Origin of the sequence: Burkholderia reimsis (assembly GCF_003294055.1) — a bacterium.
Lineage (GTDB): Bacteria > Pseudomonadota > Gammaproteobacteria > Burkholderiales > Burkholderiaceae > Burkholderia > Burkholderia cepacia.
Window position 1 is genome coordinate 49,285 of the sequence record NZ_QMFZ01000003.1, and the last position, 18,362, is coordinate 67,646.

The following is an 18,362-nucleotide window of genomic DNA, read 5'->3' on the forward strand; positions in this document are numbered from 1 at the left end:
CAATACCGCATGGCCGACCAACCGAATTCCCCGGATTCCTCCTCCCGTCCCGACAGCCGTGAACCGAACTGGGAGCGTGCGGCGCTCGAGCGGATCGCGCTTGCGGCCGTCAAGGAGCAGCGCGCGGCACGGCGCTGGAAGATCTTCTTCCGCTTCGCGTTCCTCGGCGTGTTCGTGCTGCTTGCGTTCGCGCTGATCGATTTCTCGAGCGATGCGAAGTTCTCGGCGAGCGGGCGGCATACGGCGCTCGTGACGATCGACGGCGAGATCGCCGCCGGCGTCAACGCGAACGCCGACGACATCAACACGGCGCTCGACGCCGCGTTCGACGACGACGGTACGGCCGGCGTCGTGCTGCGGATCAACAGCCCGGGCGGCAGCCCGGTGCAGGCCGGGATGGTCTACGACGAGATCCGGCGGCTGCGCGCGAAGCATCCGGACAAGCCGCTGTACGTCGTCGTGACCGACATGTGTGCGTCGGGCGGCTATTACATCGCATCCGCTGCCGACAAGATCTTCGTCGACAAGGCGAGCATCGTCGGGTCGATCGGCGTGCTGATGGACGGGTTCGGCTTTACCGGCCTGATGGGCAAGCTCGGCGTCGAGCGACGCCTGCATACGTCAGGTGAAAACAAGGGCTTCTACGATCCGTTCTCGCCGGAGACGCCGAAGATGGACGCGCACGCGCAGGCGTTGCTCGACCAGGTGCACGCGCAGTTCATCAAGGCAGTGAAGGATGGCCGCGGCAAGCGGCTGCACGAGACGCCCGACATGTTCTCGGGCCTGTTCTGGACCGGCGAGAAGAGCGTCGAGCTCGGGCTCGCCGACGGCTTCGGCACGACCGACACGGTCGCGCGCGACGTGCTGAAGGCGCCCGATCTCGTCGACTATACGGTGAAGGAAAGCCTGACGAACCGTGTCGCGCGCAAGTTCGGCGCGGCCGTCGGCGGCGCCGCGATGAAGGCGCTGACGGCCGGCGGCGCGGCGGTCAGCCTGCGCTGACGGAAGCGGGTGGGCCGCGATGGCCCGCCGATCGGCTGCCGGGCAGCCACCGGTCGCGGCTTCAGTTCGCCAGCAGCAGGAAGATCGCAGGGCGCTTGTGCAGATTCGGCGCAGGCGCCTTTTTCCAGTCCGTTACGGTGCGGCTCGCGATCGTCTCGGTCGCGAGGGTCAGGTCGGCCGCGACGCAGATCTGCGTGGACGGTGCGCAGGTCGCGACGAGCGTGTCGAGCATCGCCTGATTCCGGTACGGCGTTTCGATGAAGATCTGCGTCTGGCGCGCCTTGCGTGACAGCTGCTCGAGTTCGCGCAGGCGCTTCGCGCGCGCGGCCGCGTCGACCGGCAGGTAGCCGTTGAACGCGAAGCTCTGGCCGTTCAGGCCCGATGCCATCAGCGCGAGCAGGATCGAGCTCGGCCCGACGAGCGGCACGACCTTCACGCCGCGCTCGTGTGCGCGGCGCACCAGCAAGGCGCCGGGATCGGCGACGGCCGGGCAGCCGGCTTCGGATACGAGGCCGGCATCCGCGCCGGCCAGCACGGGTGCGAGCAGCCGGTCGATCTGGCCGGCCGGCGTATTGACGTTCAGTTCGCTGATCTCGATTTCCTGGATCGGGCGCGTCGTGCCGATTTTCTTCAGAAACGCGCGCGTCGTCTTCGCGTTCTCGCCGATGTAATAGCCGAGCGTGCCGGCGCGTGCCTGCACGGCCGCGGGCAGGACCGCCGCGAGCATCGATTCGTCGCCTTCGCCGAGCGTGTTCGGAACGAGATAGAGCGTGCCGGCCGTCATGCGCGGTCTCCACGGGTGGTTGCAAACAGTGGATATTCGGCGGCGCGCAGCATCCGCGTGAGCGCGATCAGCGGCAGGCCGACGAGTGCCGTCGGGTCGTTCGAGTCGATCGCGTCGAGCAGCGCGATGCCGAGTCCTTCCGACTTGGCGCTGCCGGCGACGTCGTACGGCGTTTCCGCGCGCAGGTACGCATCGAGTTCGGCCTCGGGCAGCGAGCGGAAACGCACGCGCGTGACGACGTCCTCGACCTGCGCTTCGCCCGTGCGGCTGTCATACAGGCAGAGCGCGCTGTGGAATTCGACTTCGCGGCCCTGCATCGACACGAGTTGCGCGAGCGCGCGCTCATGCGTGCCCGGCTTGCCGATCTGGAGCCCGTCGAAGGTCGCGACCTGGTCGGACCCGATCACGAGCACGCCGTCCGGCGCGTCGATCGTCGCGGCGACGGCGCGCGCTTTCGCGCCTGCAAGGCGCAGTGCGGTCGCGGCCGGCGTCTCGCCGTCGTGCGGGGTTTCGTCGAGGTCGGGCGACACGACGTCGAAGGGGATGCCGAGGCGCTCGAGGAGCGCGCGGCGGTAGCGTGAACTGGAGGCAAGAATCAGCCGCGGCGGGCGGCAAACGGTATCCGGCATGGTCGGTGGGATCGGTGAGTCGTCGGGTGTTGCGCAGCGTTGCTGCGGACGCAAGCTTAAGTGATTGACTGCAAAAGGTAAAACAGGTATGCTTTCCCGCTTTTCGTCGGCAGGCTTCCGTTGTGGTGGCGCCTGCCGGGTCTTCGGAAGTAAAGTACGGTCACCCGTACGCGAGCGGCACCAAGTCGGATCCGCAAGTCAGCCTGTAGGCAGGAGCGCACATGAACACTTCTTCTGGCAAACCTGCTGCGGCGCCACTTGATCCGCATGCAGTGGACCTGTTCGAGTTCGCCCGCAGCGGGCGGCAGGCAGCAGGCGCGGTGCACCTCTCGCAACTGCCGCGCATGTTAAACGAAGTGCCTGCGGACGCGCCAGATCGCGACACGGTCTTCACATGGCAGGCGGAAGGGTTCACCCAGAAGGAGTTGCAGGACGACGGCGCCGACGGGCAGCAGCCGTATCTGCGCCTCGCGGTGCACGGTCATGCGTGGCTCACGTGCCAGCGCTGCATGACCCCGTACGACCAGACGTTCGACGTCGACATGACGTACCGGGTCGTCGCGACCGAAGAAGAAGCTGAAGAATTTCCGCTCGACGACGATGAAGCCGATGTGATCGTGGGCTCACGCCAGTTCGATCTCGTCGACTTGATCGAAGAGGAATTGCTGCTTTCGTTGCCGCTCGTGCCCAAGCACGAGGTTTGCCCGGCAGTTCACGAAAGCCTCGTGTCGGGTGCGAGCGGTCCCGCGGAAGAGGCGGACGAGGAGTCCGACGAAGCCGGGGACGAAGGCAAACGGCCGAATCCGTTCGCAGCGCTGGAAGCGCTGAAGAAGGGCGGTGACGGCACCAAGAAACACTAAGCAGTTGTGGCGCGGGAAGGCGTAAAGGCTTTGGGCCAGGGTAGTTAAGCGCCGGATCGGGCTGTGTTAGAATCCGGAAAATTATTTAGGAGTTAGTCATGGCAGTCCAGCAAAACAAGAAGTCGCCGTCGAAGCGCGGCATGCATCGTTCGCACGATTTCCTGACGGCAGCGCCGCTGGCAGTCGAGCCGAGCACGGGTGAAGTGCACCTGCGTCACCACGTCAGCCCGAACGGCTACTACCGCGGCAAGAAAGTCGTCAAGACGAAGAACGACTAAGCGTCAAGTCACGCGTTGCGCGCTACGTTTGCCGTTCGCGTGACAACTGGTTCGCTTGACACTTTCCTGGCTCAACAAAAAGGCGGCATTCAACTGCCGCTTTTTTGTGCCTGAAATTCGTCGCATTCCATGACCGTAAAGCTCACAATCGATTGCATGGGAGGCGACCACGGCCCGTCCGTGACCGTTCCCGCGGCAGTCAAGTTCGTCCGCGCGCATCCCGATGCGCACCTGATGCTCGTCGGCATCGAAAGCGCGATCCGCGCTCAGCTGAAAAAGCTGAAAGCCCTCGACGATCCCGCGCTGACCATCGTTCCCGCCACCGAAGTCGTGGCGATGGACGATCCTGTCGAAGTGGCGCTGCGCAAGAAGAAGGATTCTTCGATGCGCGTCGCACTCAACCACGTCAAGGAAGGCGCGGCGCAGGCCTGCATCTCCGCCGGCAATACCGGCGCGCTGATGGCCGTTTCCCGTTACGTACTCAAGACGTTGCCCGGCATCGAGCGGCCCGCGATCGCGTTCGCGCTGCCGAACCCGACCGGCTACACGATGATGCTGGACCTCGGCGCGAACGTCGACTGCGAACCGCAGCACCTGCTGCAGTTCGCGGAAATGGGGCACGCGCTCGTGGCCGCGCTCGAAGGCAAGGAGCGCCCGACGATCGGCCTGCTGAACATCGGCGAAGAGGTCATCAAGGGCAACGAGACGATCAAGCGCGCAGGCGAACTGCTGCGCGCCAGCACGCTCAATTTCCGCGGCAACGTGGAAGGCAACGACATCTACAAGGGCACGGTCGACGTGATCGTGTGCGACGGCTTCGTCGGCAACGTCGCGCTGAAGACGTCCGAAGGGCTCGCGCAGATGCTGTCGGACATCATCCGCGAGGAGTTCGGCCGTTCGCTGATGTCGAAGCTGATGGCGCTGCTCGCGCTGCCGGTGCTGATGCGTTTCAAGAAGCGCGTCGATCACCGTCAGTACAACGGCGCGGCGCTGCTGGGGCTGAAGAGCCTCGTGATCAAGAGCCATGGTTCGGCCGATGCCTACGCGTTTGAGTGGGCAATCAAACGCGGGTATGATGCCGTCAAAAACGGCGTGCTGGAGCGCCTCACGCGTGCGATGGCGGATAATTCGGTGTCGCTCGGCGACGGCGAACACAACGCGGGCGGCGCGGGCCATGCAAGCCCCGCCGCAGGCCATCACGCCGAACCTTCCGCTGCGCAATCCTCTAAAGCATAAATGGCCCAATCGACTCTCTATTCCCGCGTGCTCGGCACGGGCAGCTACCTGCCGCCTGACCGCGTCACGAACCAGCAGTTGACCGATCGACTTGCGAAGGAAGGCATCGAGACGAGCGATGAATGGATCGTTGCGCGCACGGGCATCCATGCGCGCCATTTCGCCGCACCGGACGTCACGACCAGCGACCTCGCGCTCGAGGCGTCGCGTCGCGCGATCGAGGCCGCCGGCATCGATCCGCAGTCGATCGACCTGATCATCGTCGCGACTTCGACCCCCGATTTCGTGTTCCCGAGCACCGCGTGCCTGCTGCAGAACAAGCTCGGCATCAAGAACGGCGGCGCGGCCTTCGACGTACAGGCCGTGTGTTCGGGCTTCGCGTACGCGATGGCGACCGCCGACAGCTTCATCCGCAGCGGCCAGCACCGCACCGCGCTCGTGGTGGGTGCGGAGACGTTCTCGCGCATTCTCGACTTCAAGGACCGCACGACCTGTGTGCTGTTCGGCGACGGCGCGGGCGCGGTGATCCTGTCCGCGTCGGAAGAGCCGGGCGTGCTCGGCAGCGCGCTGCACGCGGACGGCAGCTACTCGAACATCCTGTGCACGCCGGGCAACGTCAATCGCGGCGTGATCGACGGCAGCGCGTTCCTGCACATGGACGGGCAGGCCGTGTTCAAGCTCGCGGTCAACGTGCTCGAAAAGGTCGCGATCGAAGCGCTCGCGAAGGCGAATCTCGCGCCCGAGCAGATCGACTGGCTGATTCCGCACCAGGCCAACATCCGCATCATGACCAGCACCTGCCGCAAGCTCGGCCTGCCGCAGGAGCGCATGGTCGTGACGGTCGACCAGCACGGCAACACGTCGGCCGCGTCGATTCCGCTGGCGCTCGACGCCGCGGTGCGCGACGGTCGCATCCAGCGCGGCCAGCACGTGCTGATCGAAGGCGTCGGCGGCGGCTTCACCTGGGGCGCGTCGGTCTTCCGCTACTGATCCGCGGCGCGCGACGGCTGCGCGCGGATCCCACCGGCGCGCCATTCGTGCGCGCCGTCCGAATCGATTCAATTGGGGACGATATGAAATTTGCATTCGTATTTCCGGGGCAGGGCTCGCAGGCGGTCGGCATGCTCAACGCATTCGCCGATCTGGCCGTCGTGCGCGAGACGCTCCAGGAAGCGTCCGATGCACTCAATCAGGATCTCGGCAAGCTGATCGCCGAAGGCCCGGCCGAAGAGCTGAACCTCACCACCAACACGCAGCCCGTGATGCTGACCGCGGCCTACGCGTGCTATCGCGCGTGGCAGCAGGCGGGCGGCCCGGCGCCGTCGATCGTCGCCGGACACAGCCTCGGCGAATACACGGCGCTCGTCGCTGCCGGCGCGCTCGCGTTCAAGGATGCCGTGCCGCTCGTGCGTTTTCGCGCGCAGGCGATGCAGACGGCCGTGCCGGTCGGCCAGGGCGGCATGGCCGCGATCCTGGGTCTCGATGACGACACGGTGCGTGCGGTATGCGCGGAAGCCGCGGAAGCGGGTGTCGTCGAGGCAGTGAACTTCAATGCACCCGCGCAGGTCGTTATCGCAGGCAACAAGGCTGCGGTCGAAAAGGCCTGCGAGATCGCGAAGGCGAAGGGCGCGAAGCGCGCGCTGCCGCTGCCGGTGTCGGCGCCGTTCCATTCGTCGCTGCTCAAGCCGGCGTCGGATCAGTTGCGCGACTACCTCGCGAACGTCGACGTGAAGGCGCCGCAGATTCCGGTCGTCAACAACATCGACGTCGCCGTGGTCAGCGATCCGGCTGCGATCAAGGACGCACTGGTGCGCCAGGCCGCGGGCCCGGTGCGCTGGGTCGAGTGCGTGCAGCACATCGCAGGCACGGGCGTCACGCACGTGATCGAATGCGGTCCGGGCAAGGTGCTCGCCGGCCTGACGAAGCGCATCGACGGCAACCTGACGGGTGCGTCGGTGTTCGATCCGGCGTCGCTCGACGAAGCGCTCAAGCTGGTGACCGCCTGACGCGGCGCCTTTTCTCAAGAGACGGATATTCGATTCATGGACAAGACTCTCGATAAACAGGTTGCGATCGTTACCGGCGCATCGCGCGGCATCGGCCGTTCGATCGCGCTCGAACTCGCGCGCCTGGGCGCGACGGTGATCGGCACGGCGACGAGTGAGTCGGGCGCCGCTGCGATCACCGCGGCGTTCGCGGAAGCGGGCGTCACGGGTCGCGGTGCGGTGCTGAACGTCAACGACGCGGCAGCCGCCGAGGCGCTGATCGACGCGACCGTGAAGGAATTCGGCGCGCTGAACGTGCTCGTCAACAACGCGGGCATCACGCAGGACCAGCTCGCGATGCGGATGAAGGACGAGGACTGGGACGCGGTGATCGACACCAACCTGAAGTCGGTGTTCCGCCTGTCGCGCGCGGTGCTGCGCCCGATGATGAAGGCGCGTGGCGGCCGCATCATCAACATCACGTCGGTGGTCGGCTCGGCCGGTAACCCGGGTCAGGTCAACTATGCAGCGGCGAAGGCGGGTGTCGCGGGCATGACCCGTGCGCTCGCACGTGAAATCGGCAGCCGCGGCATCACCGTGAACTGTGTGGCGCCGGGCTTCATCGATACCGACATGACGAAGACGCTGCCGGAAGAACAGCAGGCCGCGCTCAAGACCCAGATTCCGCTCGGCCGCCTCGGCAGCCCGGAAGACATTGCCCACGCCGTCGCGTTCCTCGCATCGCCGCAGGCCGGTTACATCACCGGTACGACGCTGCACGTGAACGGCGGCATGTACATGTCGTAACGATTTTCGTTTACCATCCGCGCCGTATCCCGTTTTTCAGGCGGATCGGCGCTTGATCGACCATCAAGCCAACGCGCGTTTTGGCGTCAGCAAACCTGATAAAATGCGCGCACTTGTAAATCTGAACTTTCCCTCGGAGGGGTAATGGACAACATCGAACAACGTGTCAAGAAGATCGTCGCTGAACAACTGGGCGTCGCGGAAGCCGAGATCAAGAACGAAGCTTCGTTCGTGAACGACCTGGGCGCCGACTCGCTCGACACCGTCGAACTGGTGATGGCTCTCGAAGACGAGTTCGGCATGGAAATCCCGGACGAAGAAGCAGAGAAGATCACGACCGTTCAGCAAGCGATCGACTACGCTCGCGCAAACGTCAAGGCGTAACAGGCGCCTTTCGCGCTTGTCCGCCACGTCGCCGCGATCTTCGCGATTGACGCGCCATCCTGCCGGCCTCGCGCCGGACGGACTAACAGCCACAGGGCTCGCAGGGCTGGTTCCTGTGGCCACTGTGGCTTTTGTTTTTGTCATCCAATAATGGAAAAGAGGTTACCGTGAGCCGCCGTCGTGTTGTTGTTACAGGCCTGGGGCTGATTTCGCCTGTTGGCAATAATGTTGCCGACGGCTGGGCCAATCTCGTCGCCGGCAAGTCCGGCATTGCCACCGTCACGAAGTTCGACCCGTCGAACCTCGCCGTCCATTTCGCGGGCGAAGTGAAGGGGTTCAGCGCCGAGGAGTACATCCCGGCGAAGGAAGCCCGGAACATGGATACGTTCATCCATTACGGCATCGCCGCCGGTGTCCAGGCCATCAAGGACAGCGGGCTGGAAGTGAACGAAACCAATGCGGAGCGCATCGGCGTGCTGGTCGGTTCCGGCATCGGCGGCCTGCCGATGATCGAAGATACGCACCAGACCTACGTCGATCGCGGCGCGCGCCGGATTTCGCCGTTCTTCGTGCCGGGTTCGATCATCAACATGATCTCGGGTCACCTGAGCATCATGTTCGGCCTGAAGGGCCCGAACCTCGCGGCCGTCACGGCCTGCACGACCGGCCTGCACAGCATCGGCCTCGCGGCACGCCTGATCCAGGCCGGCGACGCCGACGTGATGGTCGCGGGCGGCGCCGAATCGACGGTGTCGCCGCTCGGCATCGGCGGTTTCGCGGCAGCGCGTGCGCTGTCGACCCGCAACGACGATCCGGCCACCGCGTCCCGACCGTGGGACAAGGACCGCGACGGCTTCGTGCTGGGCGAAGGTGCGGGCGTGATGGTGCTCGAGGAATACGAATCGGCGAAGGCACGCGGTGCGAAGATCTACGCGGAAGTCTCGGGTTTCGGCATGACGGGCGATGCGTACCACATGACCGCGCCGAACATGGACGGCCCGCGCCGCTGCATGGTCGCGGCACTGCGCGACGCCGGCGTGAACGCGGACGAGGTCCAGTACCTGAACGCGCATGGCACGTCGACGCCGCTGGGCGACAAGAACGAGTCCGACGCGGTGAAGGCGGCCTTCGGCGAGCATGCGTACAAGATCGTCGTGAACTCGACGAAGTCGATGACGGGCCACCTGCTGGGCGGCGCGGGCGGCCTCGAGTCGGTGTTCACGGTGCTCGCGCTGCACAACAACGTGTCGCCGCCGACCATCAACATCTTCAACCAGGACCCCGAGTGCGATCTCGATTACTGCGCGAATACCGCACGTGACATGAAGATCGACGTGGCCGTGAAGAACAACTTCGGCTTCGGCGGTACCAACGGCACGCTGGTGTTCAAGCGCGTCTGACGCCGCAGTCACTTGACGAGTCCATTCGATGCGCCGGCCGGGCGTCCGCAGCGCTTTGCGTTGCGGGCCTCGGCCGTGTCATATGTCGTGCTGGCCGCGTTCGTCGCGTCGGCTGCCGCGTCGGCCTACCTGTTCTGGGCGCCGCGCGCGGGCGCTGCCGCGGGCGCATGCGTGTCGGCCGTGACGGCCGCGCTGCTGGCCGTATGCGCCGCACGGGCCTGTGCCCGCCGGCTGCCGGCCGAGCTGCGAATCGACGCGTTCGGGGAAATCGCGGCGTTCGGCCGCACCGGGCGCCTGCTGGCCCGTGGCCGCGTGACGGGGCATGCGCACTGGAGCAGCCTGCTGCTGGTGCTGTCGGTCGGGCAGGGTGCCCGGCGAGCCCGGCCGCTGCTGATTCCGGCCGATGCGCTCGACGCCGCATCGTTCAGCGCGCTTTCCGTGCTGGCGAAGACGGCGGGCGCGGCGGGGCGGGCATGACGGCGGCGCGGTTACGTACCGTAACCAGCGTCCGGCGCGGGAACGTTACAATGACGCTCCGCGTTGCATCCCTAGTTAACGGATTTGTCAGGTGAGTGAAAAAGAAATCGATCAGGCTCTGGTCGAACGCGTACAGAAGGGCGACAAGGCGGCGTTCGAACTCCTGGTCTCCAAATACCACCGCAAGATCATTCGGCTGATCTCGCGCCTCGTGCGTGATCCCGCCGAGGTCGAGGATGTGGCCCAGGACGCGTTCATCAAGGCGTATCGTGCGCTGCCGCAATTCCGCGGCGAATCGGCGTTCTATACGTGGTTGTACCGAATTGCCGTCAACACGGCGAAGAACTACCTTGCGACGCAAGGCCGCCGGGCGCCGACCTCGACCGAGGCCGATGCGGAGGAAGCGGAAACTTTCTCCGACGCAGACCAACTAAGGGATATCAACACGCCTGAGTCGATGTTGATGAGCAAGCAGATTGCCGAGACGGTCAACGCTGCCATGGCTCTGCTGCCCGAGGAACTGCGCCAGGCAATTACGCTGCGCGAGATCGAGGGCCTGAGCTACGAAGAGATCGCGGAAATGATGGGCTGTCCGATCGGGACGGTCCGGTCGCGGATCTTCCGTGCACGCGAGGCAATTGCTGCCAAATTGCGTCCGCTGCTCGATACGCCCGAAGGCAAGCGCTGGTAAGCGCGACAGGCGGAGCGACGCGGGTCGGGGTCTAGTTACGGTTAGAGTCGTGAAGTCACGACGGGGTGTGCAAGATGGGGAGCATCATGGGGTCGGTCAATACGCAGTCGCAAGCGTGCTCGCGCGGCGAGCGCCTTTCCGCGCTGGTCGACGGCGAAATGTTCGATGGCCCGGACAACGGGCAGTTTCTGGCTGAGCTCAACCGCGCGGATCGCGCTGCGTGGGCCCATTACCACCTGATCGGCGATGCGCTGCGCTCGGACGAACTGGCGCTGTCGCCCGCGCTGAGCGTCGCGTTCACCGCGCGCATGTCGGCTGCGCTCGAAAGCGAGCCGCACCTGCTCGCGCCGGCGGCCGCGCCGGTCGCGCGCAAGCTGCTGTCGCTGCGCCGGCGCGTCGTGCCCGCGTTCGCGGTTGCCGCCGCGGCGGCCACGCTGACGTGGATCGTCGTCCCGCAAATGCAGACGGCCGGTGCCCCGGGCGCCGTCCAGGTCGCGTCGGCCGGTGCGCCGCAAGGCGGCAACCTGCAGCGCGTGACGGTTGCGCAGGCATCGGCCCAGCCGGGGCTGCAGGACGTCAACATAATCCGCGACGCCAGCCTCGACCAATACCTTGAAGCGCACCAGCAATTCGCGCAGCAGCCCGTCGTCACGGGTTCGATGCCGCTGATCCGCGCTGCCGTGACCACCACGCCAGGCCAATAAACCCGATGCGGACATTGCAGTTGAATCAAGCCATCTCCGGATGGAAGCGGCTGCCGGCCCTCCTGCTTTGCGCAGCCGCCCTGTTGTCCGTTCAATCCCTTCCCGCCAGCGCCCAGCAACCGGACGATCCCGTCGCGACCCGCAAGGGTGCCGCGGACTGGCTCGACCGCGTCCAGCAAGCGGCGCAGCAGCAGAGCTACGAAGGCACGTTCGTCTATCAGCGGGGCGGGTATGTGCAGTCGTCGCGCATTGCGCACGTCGCGTCCCGCGACGGCGAGTTCGAGCGCATCGAGACGCTCGACGGCAAGCCGCGCAAGCTGCTGCGCCACAACGACGAGCTGTACACGTTCGTACCCGAGCGCAAGCTGTGCGTGGTCGAGCGCCGTCAGACGCGCGACTCGTTCCCCGCGCTGCTCGGCGCGAGCGGCGAGCACGTGATGTCCGTCTACGACGCGAAGTCGCTCGGCAAGGATCGCGTCGCGGGGATCGACGCGCAGGTCGTCGAGCTCGTGCCGAAGGACGCATACCGCTTCACGTACAAGCTGTGGGCCGACGCGCGCACGGGGCTGCTGCTGCGTTCGCAGACGCTCGATGCGAACGATCATGTGCTCGAGCAGATCGCTTTCTCGCAATTGCAGACGGGCGGCGCAAGCGGCGACAAGGCCGCGATCGCGGCCGGCATGCGCAACCTGAGCGGCTGGACGGTCGTACGCCCGCCGGTCGCGACGGTCGACATGGAAGCGCAGGGCTGGCAACTCGCACCGAGTGTTGCCGGTTTCCAGAAGATTCGCGAAGTGCGTCGGCCGATGGCCGCGCGCGACGCGGGTGAGCCGCCGATTCCGGTCGATCAGGCCGTCTTCACCGACGGTCTCGCGACGATCTCGGTTTTCATCGAGCCGGCCGAAAAGAATACGCGCAAGGAAGGCGCGGGCAGCACCGGTGCAACGAACGTTCTCGTGAAGCGCCGCGGCGACTACTGGATCACCGTGCTCGGCGAAGTGCCGCCGGCTACGTTGCAGCAGTTCGCGTCTGCCATAGAATACAAGGCTTCCAAGTAACGCTACGGCTTCCGACATGATGAAACTCACGCTGCGCAAATGGCTCGCGGCGGCGGCGCTGTCTGCCTGCCTGCCGCTCGTGCCACATACCGCGGTCGCGGTGACGGCTCCCGCTGCCAGCCTGCCCGACTTCGCCGATCTGGTCGAAAAGGTCGGGCCGGCCGTCGTGAACATCCGGACCACCGCCAACGTACCGACGAGCAGCGGCCCGCGCGGGATGCTCCCGCCGGGCTTCGACAACGGCGACATGTCGGAATTCTTCCGGCGCTTCTTCGGCATTCCGCTGCCGCAGGCGCCCGGCAACGGTGGCGGCAATGGCGGCGGCAACCCGAAGAACGCGCCGGCGCCGGACAATCCGCCCGACACCGAACAGAATCGCGGCGTCGGCTCGGGTTTCATCGTGTCGGCCGACGGTTACGTGATGACCAATGCGCACGTCGTCGACGATGCGGACACCATCTACGTGACGCTGACCGACAAGCGCGAATTCAAGGCGAAGCTGATCGGCGTCGACGATCGCACGGACGTCGCGGTCGTCAAGATCCAGGCGTCGAACCTGCCGGTCGTCGCGATCGGCGATTCGAACAAGGTGCGTGTCGGCGAGTGGGTCGTCGCGATCGGTTCGCCGTTCGGCCTCGACAACACGGTGACGGCCGGCATCGTCAGCTCGAAGAGCCGCAACACGGGCGACTACCTGCCGTTCATCCAGACCGACGTCGCCGTGAACCCCGGCAACTCGGGCGGCCCGCTGATCAACATGCAGGGCGAGGTGATCGGCATCAACTCGCAGATCTACAGCCGTACCGGCGGCTTCATAGGCATCTCGTTCGCGATTCCGATCGACGAGGCGATGCGCGTGGCCGACCAGCTGAAGGCGACGGGCAAGGTCACGCGCGGCCGGATCGCGGTGGCGATCGGCGAAGTGACGAAGGACGTGGCCGATTCGATCGGGCTGCCGAAGGCGGAGGGCGCGCTCGTCAGCAGCGTCGAGCCGGGCGGCCCGGCCGACAAGGCGGGCATCCAGCCGGGCGACATTATCCTGAAGTTCAATGGCCGTTCGGTCGACACGGCGTCGGATCTGCCGCGCATGGTCGGCGACACGAAGCCGGGCACGAAGGCGACGGTCAGCGTGTGGCGCAAGGGTCAGGCACGCGATCTGCCGATCACGATCGCGGAAACGCCGGCCGAATCGACGGCGAAGGCCGAGCAGCGCAAGAACGCGCCGCAGAAGCCGCGCCAGGCCAACTCGCTCGGTCTGACGGTCAGCGACCTGACGGCGGAGCAGATGAAGACGCTGAAGCTGAAGAACGGCGTGCAGATCGACGGCGTCGACGGCCCGGCCGCGCGTGCGGGCCTGCAGCGCGGCGACATCGTGCTGCGTGTCGGCGACACCGACATCACGAACGCGAAGCAGTTCGCCGAAGTGACCGCGCAGCTCGATCCGCAAAAGGCGGTCGCGGTACTCGTGCGGCGCGGCGACAACACGCAGTTCGTGCCCGTGCGGCCGCGCCAGAAATAACGCGCCGATGTTCACGCTCTACGGCCGCGGCTGGTGCCACCTGTGCGACGACATGCGCGACGCACTGGCGCCGGTGGCGGCCGAATTCGGCGTTGCGGTCGATTACATCGACATCGATACCGATGCGGCACTCGTCGCCCGCTACGACGAGGACGTGCCCGTGCTGTTGCTGGACGGTGCGGAAGTGTGCCGCCACCGGTTCGACGCCGCGAAGGTGCACGACGCGCTCGCGGCCCGGCGCTGAAGCCGGGCTGCTGCCTTGCGGCGGCGCCTGGTACCGGGCTATGCCCGGCGGGTGGCCCCGGCAGGGTGCCGCGCGGGCCGGCGTTGGAAATACCGCCCGGCGAAGGCCTTTTCGGCTAAAATAAGCCGTTTTTTCACCGACTTACACAAGGCGTGCTCAGCGGTCGTCGAGCGCGCCTTTTTCGCTTGATCGGCACTGAATGGATCATATTCGCAATTTCTCGATCATCGCGCACATCGACCATGGCAAGTCGACGCTCGCGGATCGCATCATCCAGGTATGCGGCGGCCTCGCCGACCGTGAAATGGAAGCGCAGGTGCTCGACTCGATGGATATCGAGCGCGAGCGCGGCATCACGATCAAGGCGCAGACAGCCGCGCTGTCCTATCGCGCGCGCGACGGCAAGGTCTACAACCTGAACCTGATCGACACGCCGGGGCACGTCGACTTCTCGTACGAAGTCAGCCGTTCGCTGTCCGCGTGCGAAGGCGCGCTGCTGGTCGTCGATGCGAGCCAGGGCGTCGAGGCGCAGACGGTCGCGAACTGCTATACGGCGATCGAGCTCGGCGTCGAGGTCGTTCCCGTGCTGAACAAGATCGACCTGCCGGCCGCGAACCCCGAGAACGCGATCGAGGAGATCGAGGACGTGATCGGCATCGACGCGACCGACGCGACGCGCTGTAGCGCGAAGACGGGGCTCGGCGTCGAGGACGTCCTCGAAGCGCTGATCGCGAAGGTGCCGCCGCCGAAGGGCGATCCGGCCGCGCCGCTGCAGGCGCTGATCATCGACTCGTGGTTCGACAACTACGTCGGCGTCGTGATGCTGGTGCGCATCGTCAACGGCACGCTGCGTCCGAAGGACAAGATCAAGATGATGGCGACCGGCGCGCAGTATCCGGTCGAGCACGTCGGCGTGTTCACGCCGAAATCGCGCAATCTCGAATCGCTGTCGGCCGGGCAGGTCGGCTTCATCATCGCCGGCATCAAGGAACTGACGGCCGCGAAGGTCGGCGATACCGTCACGCATGCGACCAAGGCTGCCGCCGAGCCGCTGCCGGGCTTCAAGGAAGTGAAGCCGCAGGTGTTCGCGGGGCTGTATCCGGTTGAAGCGAACCAGTACGACGCGCTGCGCGAATCGCTCGAGAAGCTGAAGCTGAACGACGCGTCGCTGCAGTACGAGCCGGAAGTGTCGCAGGCGCTCGGTTTCGGTTTCCGCTGCGGCTTCCTCGGGCTGCTGCACATGGAAATCGTGCAGGAGCGGCTCGAGCGCGAGTTCGACATGGATCTCATCACGACCGCACCGACGGTCGTCTACGAGGTCGTGCAGAGCGACGGCTCGACGATCATGGTCGAGAACCCGGCGAAGATGCCGGAGCCCGGCCGCATTGCCGAGGTGCGCGAGCCGATCGTCACCGTGAACCTGTACATGCCGCAGGACTACGTGGGCTCGGTGATCACGCTGTGCGAGCAGAAGCGCGGCTCGCAGATCAACATGCAGTATCACGGCCGCCAGGTGCAGCTCACGTACGAGATCCCGATGGCCGAGATCGTGCTCGACTTCTTCGATCGCCTGAAGTCGGTGTCGCGCGGCTACGCGTCGATGGACTACGAGTTCAAGGAATACCGTTCGTCGGACGTCGTGAAGGTCGACATGCTGATCAACGGCGACAAGGTCGATGCGCTGTCGATCATCGTGCACCGCTCGCAGTCGCAATACCGCGGCCGCGAAGTGGCCGCGAAGATGCGCGAGATCATCCCGCGCCAGATGTACGACGTGGCGATCCAGGCCGCGATCGGCGCGCACATCGTCGCGCGCGAGAACATCAAGGCGCTGCGCAAGAACGTGCTTGCGAAGTGCTACGGCGGCGACATCACGCGAAAGAAGAAACTGCTCGAAAAGCAGAAGGAAGGCAAGAAACGGATGAAGCAGGTGGGTTCGGTCGAGATCCCGCAGGAAGCGTTCCTTGCGATCTTGCGCGTCGAAGACAAATAACAGGACTGTTCCTTTTATGAATTTTGCGCTGATTCTTTTTGTGCTCGTCATCTTGACGGGCGTAGCGTGGGTGCTGGACAAACTGGTGTTCCTGCCGCAGCGACGCAAGGCGGCCGACTCGGCGATCGAGGAGTTCGATCGCCAGCAGTCGCGCATCGACAAGCGTTTCGCGGATGAAAACGCGGTGCAGACGCGTTCGAAGCTGCGCGACGAAAAGCTGCGCCAGCCGTGGTGGCTCGAGTACACCGCGAGCTTCTTTCCGGTGATCCTGGCGGTGTTCGTCGTGCGTTCGTTCGTCGTCGAGCCGTTCAAGATTCCGTCGGGCTCGATGGTGCCGACGCTGCTCGTCGGCGACTTCATCCTCGTCAACAAGTTCGAATACGGGCTGCGCCTGCCGGTGACGAACACGAAGATCACGCAGGGCAGCCCGCTGTCGCGCGGCGACGTCGTCGTGTTCCGCTATCCGAAGGACGAGTCGGTCGACTACATCAAGCGCGTGATCGGCCTGCCGGGTGATACCGTCGCATACCAGGACAAGCAGCTCACGATCAACGGCCAGCCGGTGCCCGAAACGCCGCTGCCCGATTTCTTCGACGACGAGCGCCAGAATTACGCGAAGCAGTTCGAGGAAACGATCGGCAACAAGAAGAACGCGATCCTCAACAACCCGGCCGTGCCGCCGTTCGTGATGGGCGCATACGACTATCCGTTTCGCGACAACTGCACGTACAACAGCCGCGGCGTGATCTGCAAGGTGCCGCCCGGTCACTACTTCATGATGGGCGACAACCGCGACAACAGTGCGGACAGCCGCTACTGGGGTTTCGTGCCGGACCAGAACATCGTCGGCCGCGCGTTCTTCATCTGGATGAACTTCAGCGACCTCAAGCGCATCGGTTCCTTCAACTGATCGCATCCGGGTCACTCGCAATACGCGACGCACGGGCCGCGTCGCGTATTGCCGAACTACTTTAAGAACCGGCGGTAACACCGCCTCGTCACGCCTTTTCGCGTCCGGCCGTGCCGTTTCGGCCCGACCGGCGCCCGCGTTATACTCCTGCACATGCCCTTATCCCAGTTGGAAAGCCGGCTGCGCTACGAATTTCGCAATGCGGAATTGTTGCGCCAGGCTTTGACCCATCGCAGTCACAGTGCCACGCACAACGAACGGCTCGAGTTTCTCGGCGATTCCGTTCTGAATTGCGCGGTGGCTGCCCTTTTGTTCCAGCGTTTCAGCAAGCTGGACGAAGGCGATCTGTCGCGCGTACGCGCCAACCTCGTCAAACAGCAGTCGCTGTACGAAATTGCTCAGGCCCTGAATATCTCGGACGGCCTGCGGCTGGGCGAGGGCGAGTTGCGCAGCGGCGGGTTCCGCCGCCCGTCGATCCTCGCGGACGCGTTCGAAGCCATCATCGGGGCCGTGTTCCTCGATGGCGGCTTCGAAGCCGCCCAAGGGGTCATCAAGCGCCTCTATATCCCGATTCTCGACCACATCGATCCGCGCACGCTCGGCAAGGACGCGAAGACGCTGCTGCAGGAATACCTGCAGGGGCACAAGATCGCGCTGCCGACTTACACGGTGGTCGCCACGCATGGTGCGGCGCACAATCAGCAATTCGAAGTCGAATGCACGGTGCCGAAGCTCGACGTGAAGGTGTCGGGCTCCGGTGCGAGCCGGCGCGCGGCCGAGCAGGCCGCCGCGAAGAAGGCGCTCGACGAGGTGATGGCGGCCGCGCCGATGCTGGCCGCCAAGCCGAAGCGCTCGAAAAACGCGCGCGGGTCGAAGCATGTCGAACCCGAAATCGTGCCGGGCGTGAAGGGTGTGCAGGAAGCGCTCGACCTGCGCTCGCCGGAGCGCAAGGAACGCGCGGCGGCGCGCGAGGCGAGGGCGGCCGGTGCAGCGCCCGCGGCAACCGTGGCGACCGGTAATGAGCCGGCCGCGGCGCCGATGGCCGCGATTCGCGCGGCGCATGTCGACGCAGCTGCCGAGAAGGGTGAACGGGCGGCGAAGCCGGCGGTCGACAAGGCTGCCGAAAAGCCGGCAGAGAAGCCGGCCGAGCGACCCGACAAGGCCGCGGAGAAACCCGCCGAAGCCGTGCCCGCCGCACGCGGAGCCGACAAGCCGGCTGCCCAGGCCTCCGATCCGGCCCCCGCGTCCGCCGACAAGACTTCCGCCGGTACCGACTCCGCTTCGCGCACGGCTGCGCGCACGCGCGACACGGCGGCACCGGATTCCGAGACGCCGCCGGGCGGCGTGAGCCTCGCTGCCGCGCAGGCGCGCGTGGCCGATGCCGACCACTGAATTGCCCAT

Annotated in this window: 20 protein-coding genes; 18 read left to right on the forward strand and 2 right to left on the reverse strand. The window is 65.6% G+C overall.

The features are described 5' to 3' along the window. Positions 1-9: 9 nt before the first annotated feature. Positions 10-1,002 (forward strand): S49 family peptidase, encoded by a 993-nt coding sequence (locus DPV79_RS05000; protein ID WP_021159703.1) that lies wholly within the window; start codon positions 10-12, stop codon positions 1,000-1,002. Positions 1,003-1,063: 61 nt separating this feature from the next. Here DPV79_RS05000 and DPV79_RS05005 read toward each other — a convergent pair whose 3' ends face one another. Both DPV79_RS05005 and DPV79_RS05010 read right to left on the reverse strand, forming a co-directional pair. Next, positions 1,064-1,786, reverse strand: a complete 723-nt coding sequence (locus DPV79_RS05005; protein WP_027788014.1) for an SAM-dependent methyltransferase — start codon at positions 1,784-1,786, stop codon at positions 1,064-1,066. Beyond that, a complete protein-coding gene (locus DPV79_RS05010) occupies positions 1,783-2,415 on the reverse strand; it encodes a Maf-like protein (protein WP_042975165.1) in 633 nt (210 codons plus the stop codon). Before DPV79_RS05010 ends, DPV79_RS05005 begins: the two co-directional genes overlap by 4 nt. A 221-nt stretch (positions 2,416-2,636) precedes the next feature. On the opposite strand from DPV79_RS05010, the gene DPV79_RS05015 reads away from it, so the two are divergent. The 17 genes from DPV79_RS05015 (at position 2,637) to rnc (ending at position 18,353) form a co-directional block, all read left to right on the forward strand. After that, entirely contained in the window at positions 2,637-3,275 is a 639-nt protein-coding gene (locus DPV79_RS05015; protein WP_060217996.1) for a YceD family protein, read from the forward strand. Between the two features lie 98 nt (positions 3,276-3,373). Next, positions 3,374-3,553 carry a 50S ribosomal protein L32 gene (rpmF, locus tag DPV79_RS05020; RefSeq protein WP_006051932.1) on the forward strand — a complete coding sequence of 60 codons (180 nt, stop codon included), beginning with the start codon at positions 3,374-3,376 and terminating at the stop codon, positions 3,551-3,553. A 129-nt stretch (positions 3,554-3,682) separates the two neighbouring features. Further along, positions 3,683-4,789: a phosphate acyltransferase PlsX gene (plsX, locus tag DPV79_RS05025; protein ID WP_042975164.1), complete on the forward strand. Its 1,107-nt coding sequence runs from the start codon at positions 3,683-3,685 to the stop codon at positions 4,787-4,789. Then, the gene (locus DPV79_RS05030; protein WP_042975163.1) at positions 4,790-5,779 is read left to right on the forward strand and encodes a beta-ketoacyl-ACP synthase III; all 990 of its coding nucleotides are present in this window, start codon (positions 4,790-4,792) and stop codon (positions 5,777-5,779) included. 83 nt (positions 5,780-5,862) lie between these two features. After that, positions 5,863-6,795, forward strand: coding sequence for an ACP S-malonyltransferase (gene fabD, locus DPV79_RS05035; RefSeq protein WP_059695440.1), 933 nt, complete (start codon positions 5,863-5,865; stop codon positions 6,793-6,795). A 36-nt stretch (positions 6,796-6,831) separates the two neighbouring features. Continuing rightward, a complete protein-coding gene (fabG, locus tag DPV79_RS05040) occupies positions 6,832-7,581 on the forward strand; it encodes a 3-oxoacyl-ACP reductase FabG (RefSeq protein ID WP_006476504.1) in 750 nt (249 codons plus the stop codon). 144 nt (positions 7,582-7,725) lie between these two features. Further along, positions 7,726-7,965 (forward strand): acyl carrier protein, encoded by a 240-nt coding sequence (acpP, locus tag DPV79_RS05045; protein ID WP_004197638.1) that lies wholly within the window; start codon positions 7,726-7,728, stop codon positions 7,963-7,965. 167 nt (positions 7,966-8,132) lie between these two features. Beyond that, on the forward strand, positions 8,133-9,365 hold the full coding sequence (fabF, locus tag DPV79_RS05050; RefSeq protein ID WP_113044925.1) for a beta-ketoacyl-ACP synthase II: 1,233 nt from the start codon (positions 8,133-8,135) through the stop codon (positions 9,363-9,365). A gap of 12 nt (positions 9,366-9,377) precedes the next feature. Next, positions 9,378-9,842, forward strand: a complete 465-nt coding sequence (locus tag DPV79_RS05055) for a hypothetical protein (RefSeq protein ID WP_021159696.1) — start codon at positions 9,378-9,380, stop codon at positions 9,840-9,842. Positions 9,843-9,933: 91 nt separating this feature from the next. Beyond that, positions 9,934-10,533, forward strand: coding sequence for an RNA polymerase sigma factor RpoE (gene rpoE, locus DPV79_RS05060; RefSeq protein ID WP_006490873.1), 600 nt, complete (start codon positions 9,934-9,936; stop codon positions 10,531-10,533). Positions 10,534-10,619: 86 nt separating this feature from the next. Continuing rightward, positions 10,620-11,237, forward strand: coding sequence for a sigma-E factor negative regulatory protein (locus DPV79_RS05065; RefSeq protein WP_027788009.1), 618 nt, complete (start codon positions 10,620-10,622; stop codon positions 11,235-11,237). 5 nt (positions 11,238-11,242) lie between these two features. Then, entirely contained in the window at positions 11,243-12,295 is a 1,053-nt protein-coding gene (locus DPV79_RS05070; protein WP_021159694.1) for a MucB/RseB C-terminal domain-containing protein, read from the forward strand. A gap of 16 nt (positions 12,296-12,311) precedes the next feature. Beyond that, positions 12,312-13,814, forward strand: coding sequence for a DegQ family serine endoprotease (locus tag DPV79_RS05075; RefSeq protein WP_113044926.1), 1,503 nt, complete (start codon positions 12,312-12,314; stop codon positions 13,812-13,814). Between the two features lie 7 nt (positions 13,815-13,821). Further along, on the forward strand, positions 13,822-14,058 hold the full coding sequence (locus tag DPV79_RS05080; protein WP_027788006.1) for a glutaredoxin family protein: 237 nt from the start codon (positions 13,822-13,824) through the stop codon (positions 14,056-14,058). A gap of 199 nt (positions 14,059-14,257) precedes the next feature. Next, entirely contained in the window at positions 14,258-16,051 is a 1,794-nt protein-coding gene (lepA, locus tag DPV79_RS05085; RefSeq protein ID WP_021159691.1) for a translation elongation factor 4, read from the forward strand. Between the two features lie 16 nt (positions 16,052-16,067). Beyond that, the gene (lepB, locus tag DPV79_RS05090; protein ID WP_027788005.1) at positions 16,068-16,961 is read left to right on the forward strand and encodes a signal peptidase I; all 894 of its coding nucleotides are present in this window, start codon (positions 16,068-16,070) and stop codon (positions 16,959-16,961) included. A 153-nt stretch (positions 16,962-17,114) separates the two neighbouring features. After that, complete coding sequence (gene rnc, locus DPV79_RS05095; RefSeq protein WP_113044927.1) at positions 17,115-18,353, forward strand: ribonuclease III; 1,239 nt, start codon at positions 17,115-17,117, stop codon at positions 18,351-18,353. Positions 18,354-18,362: the final 9 nt, after the last annotated feature.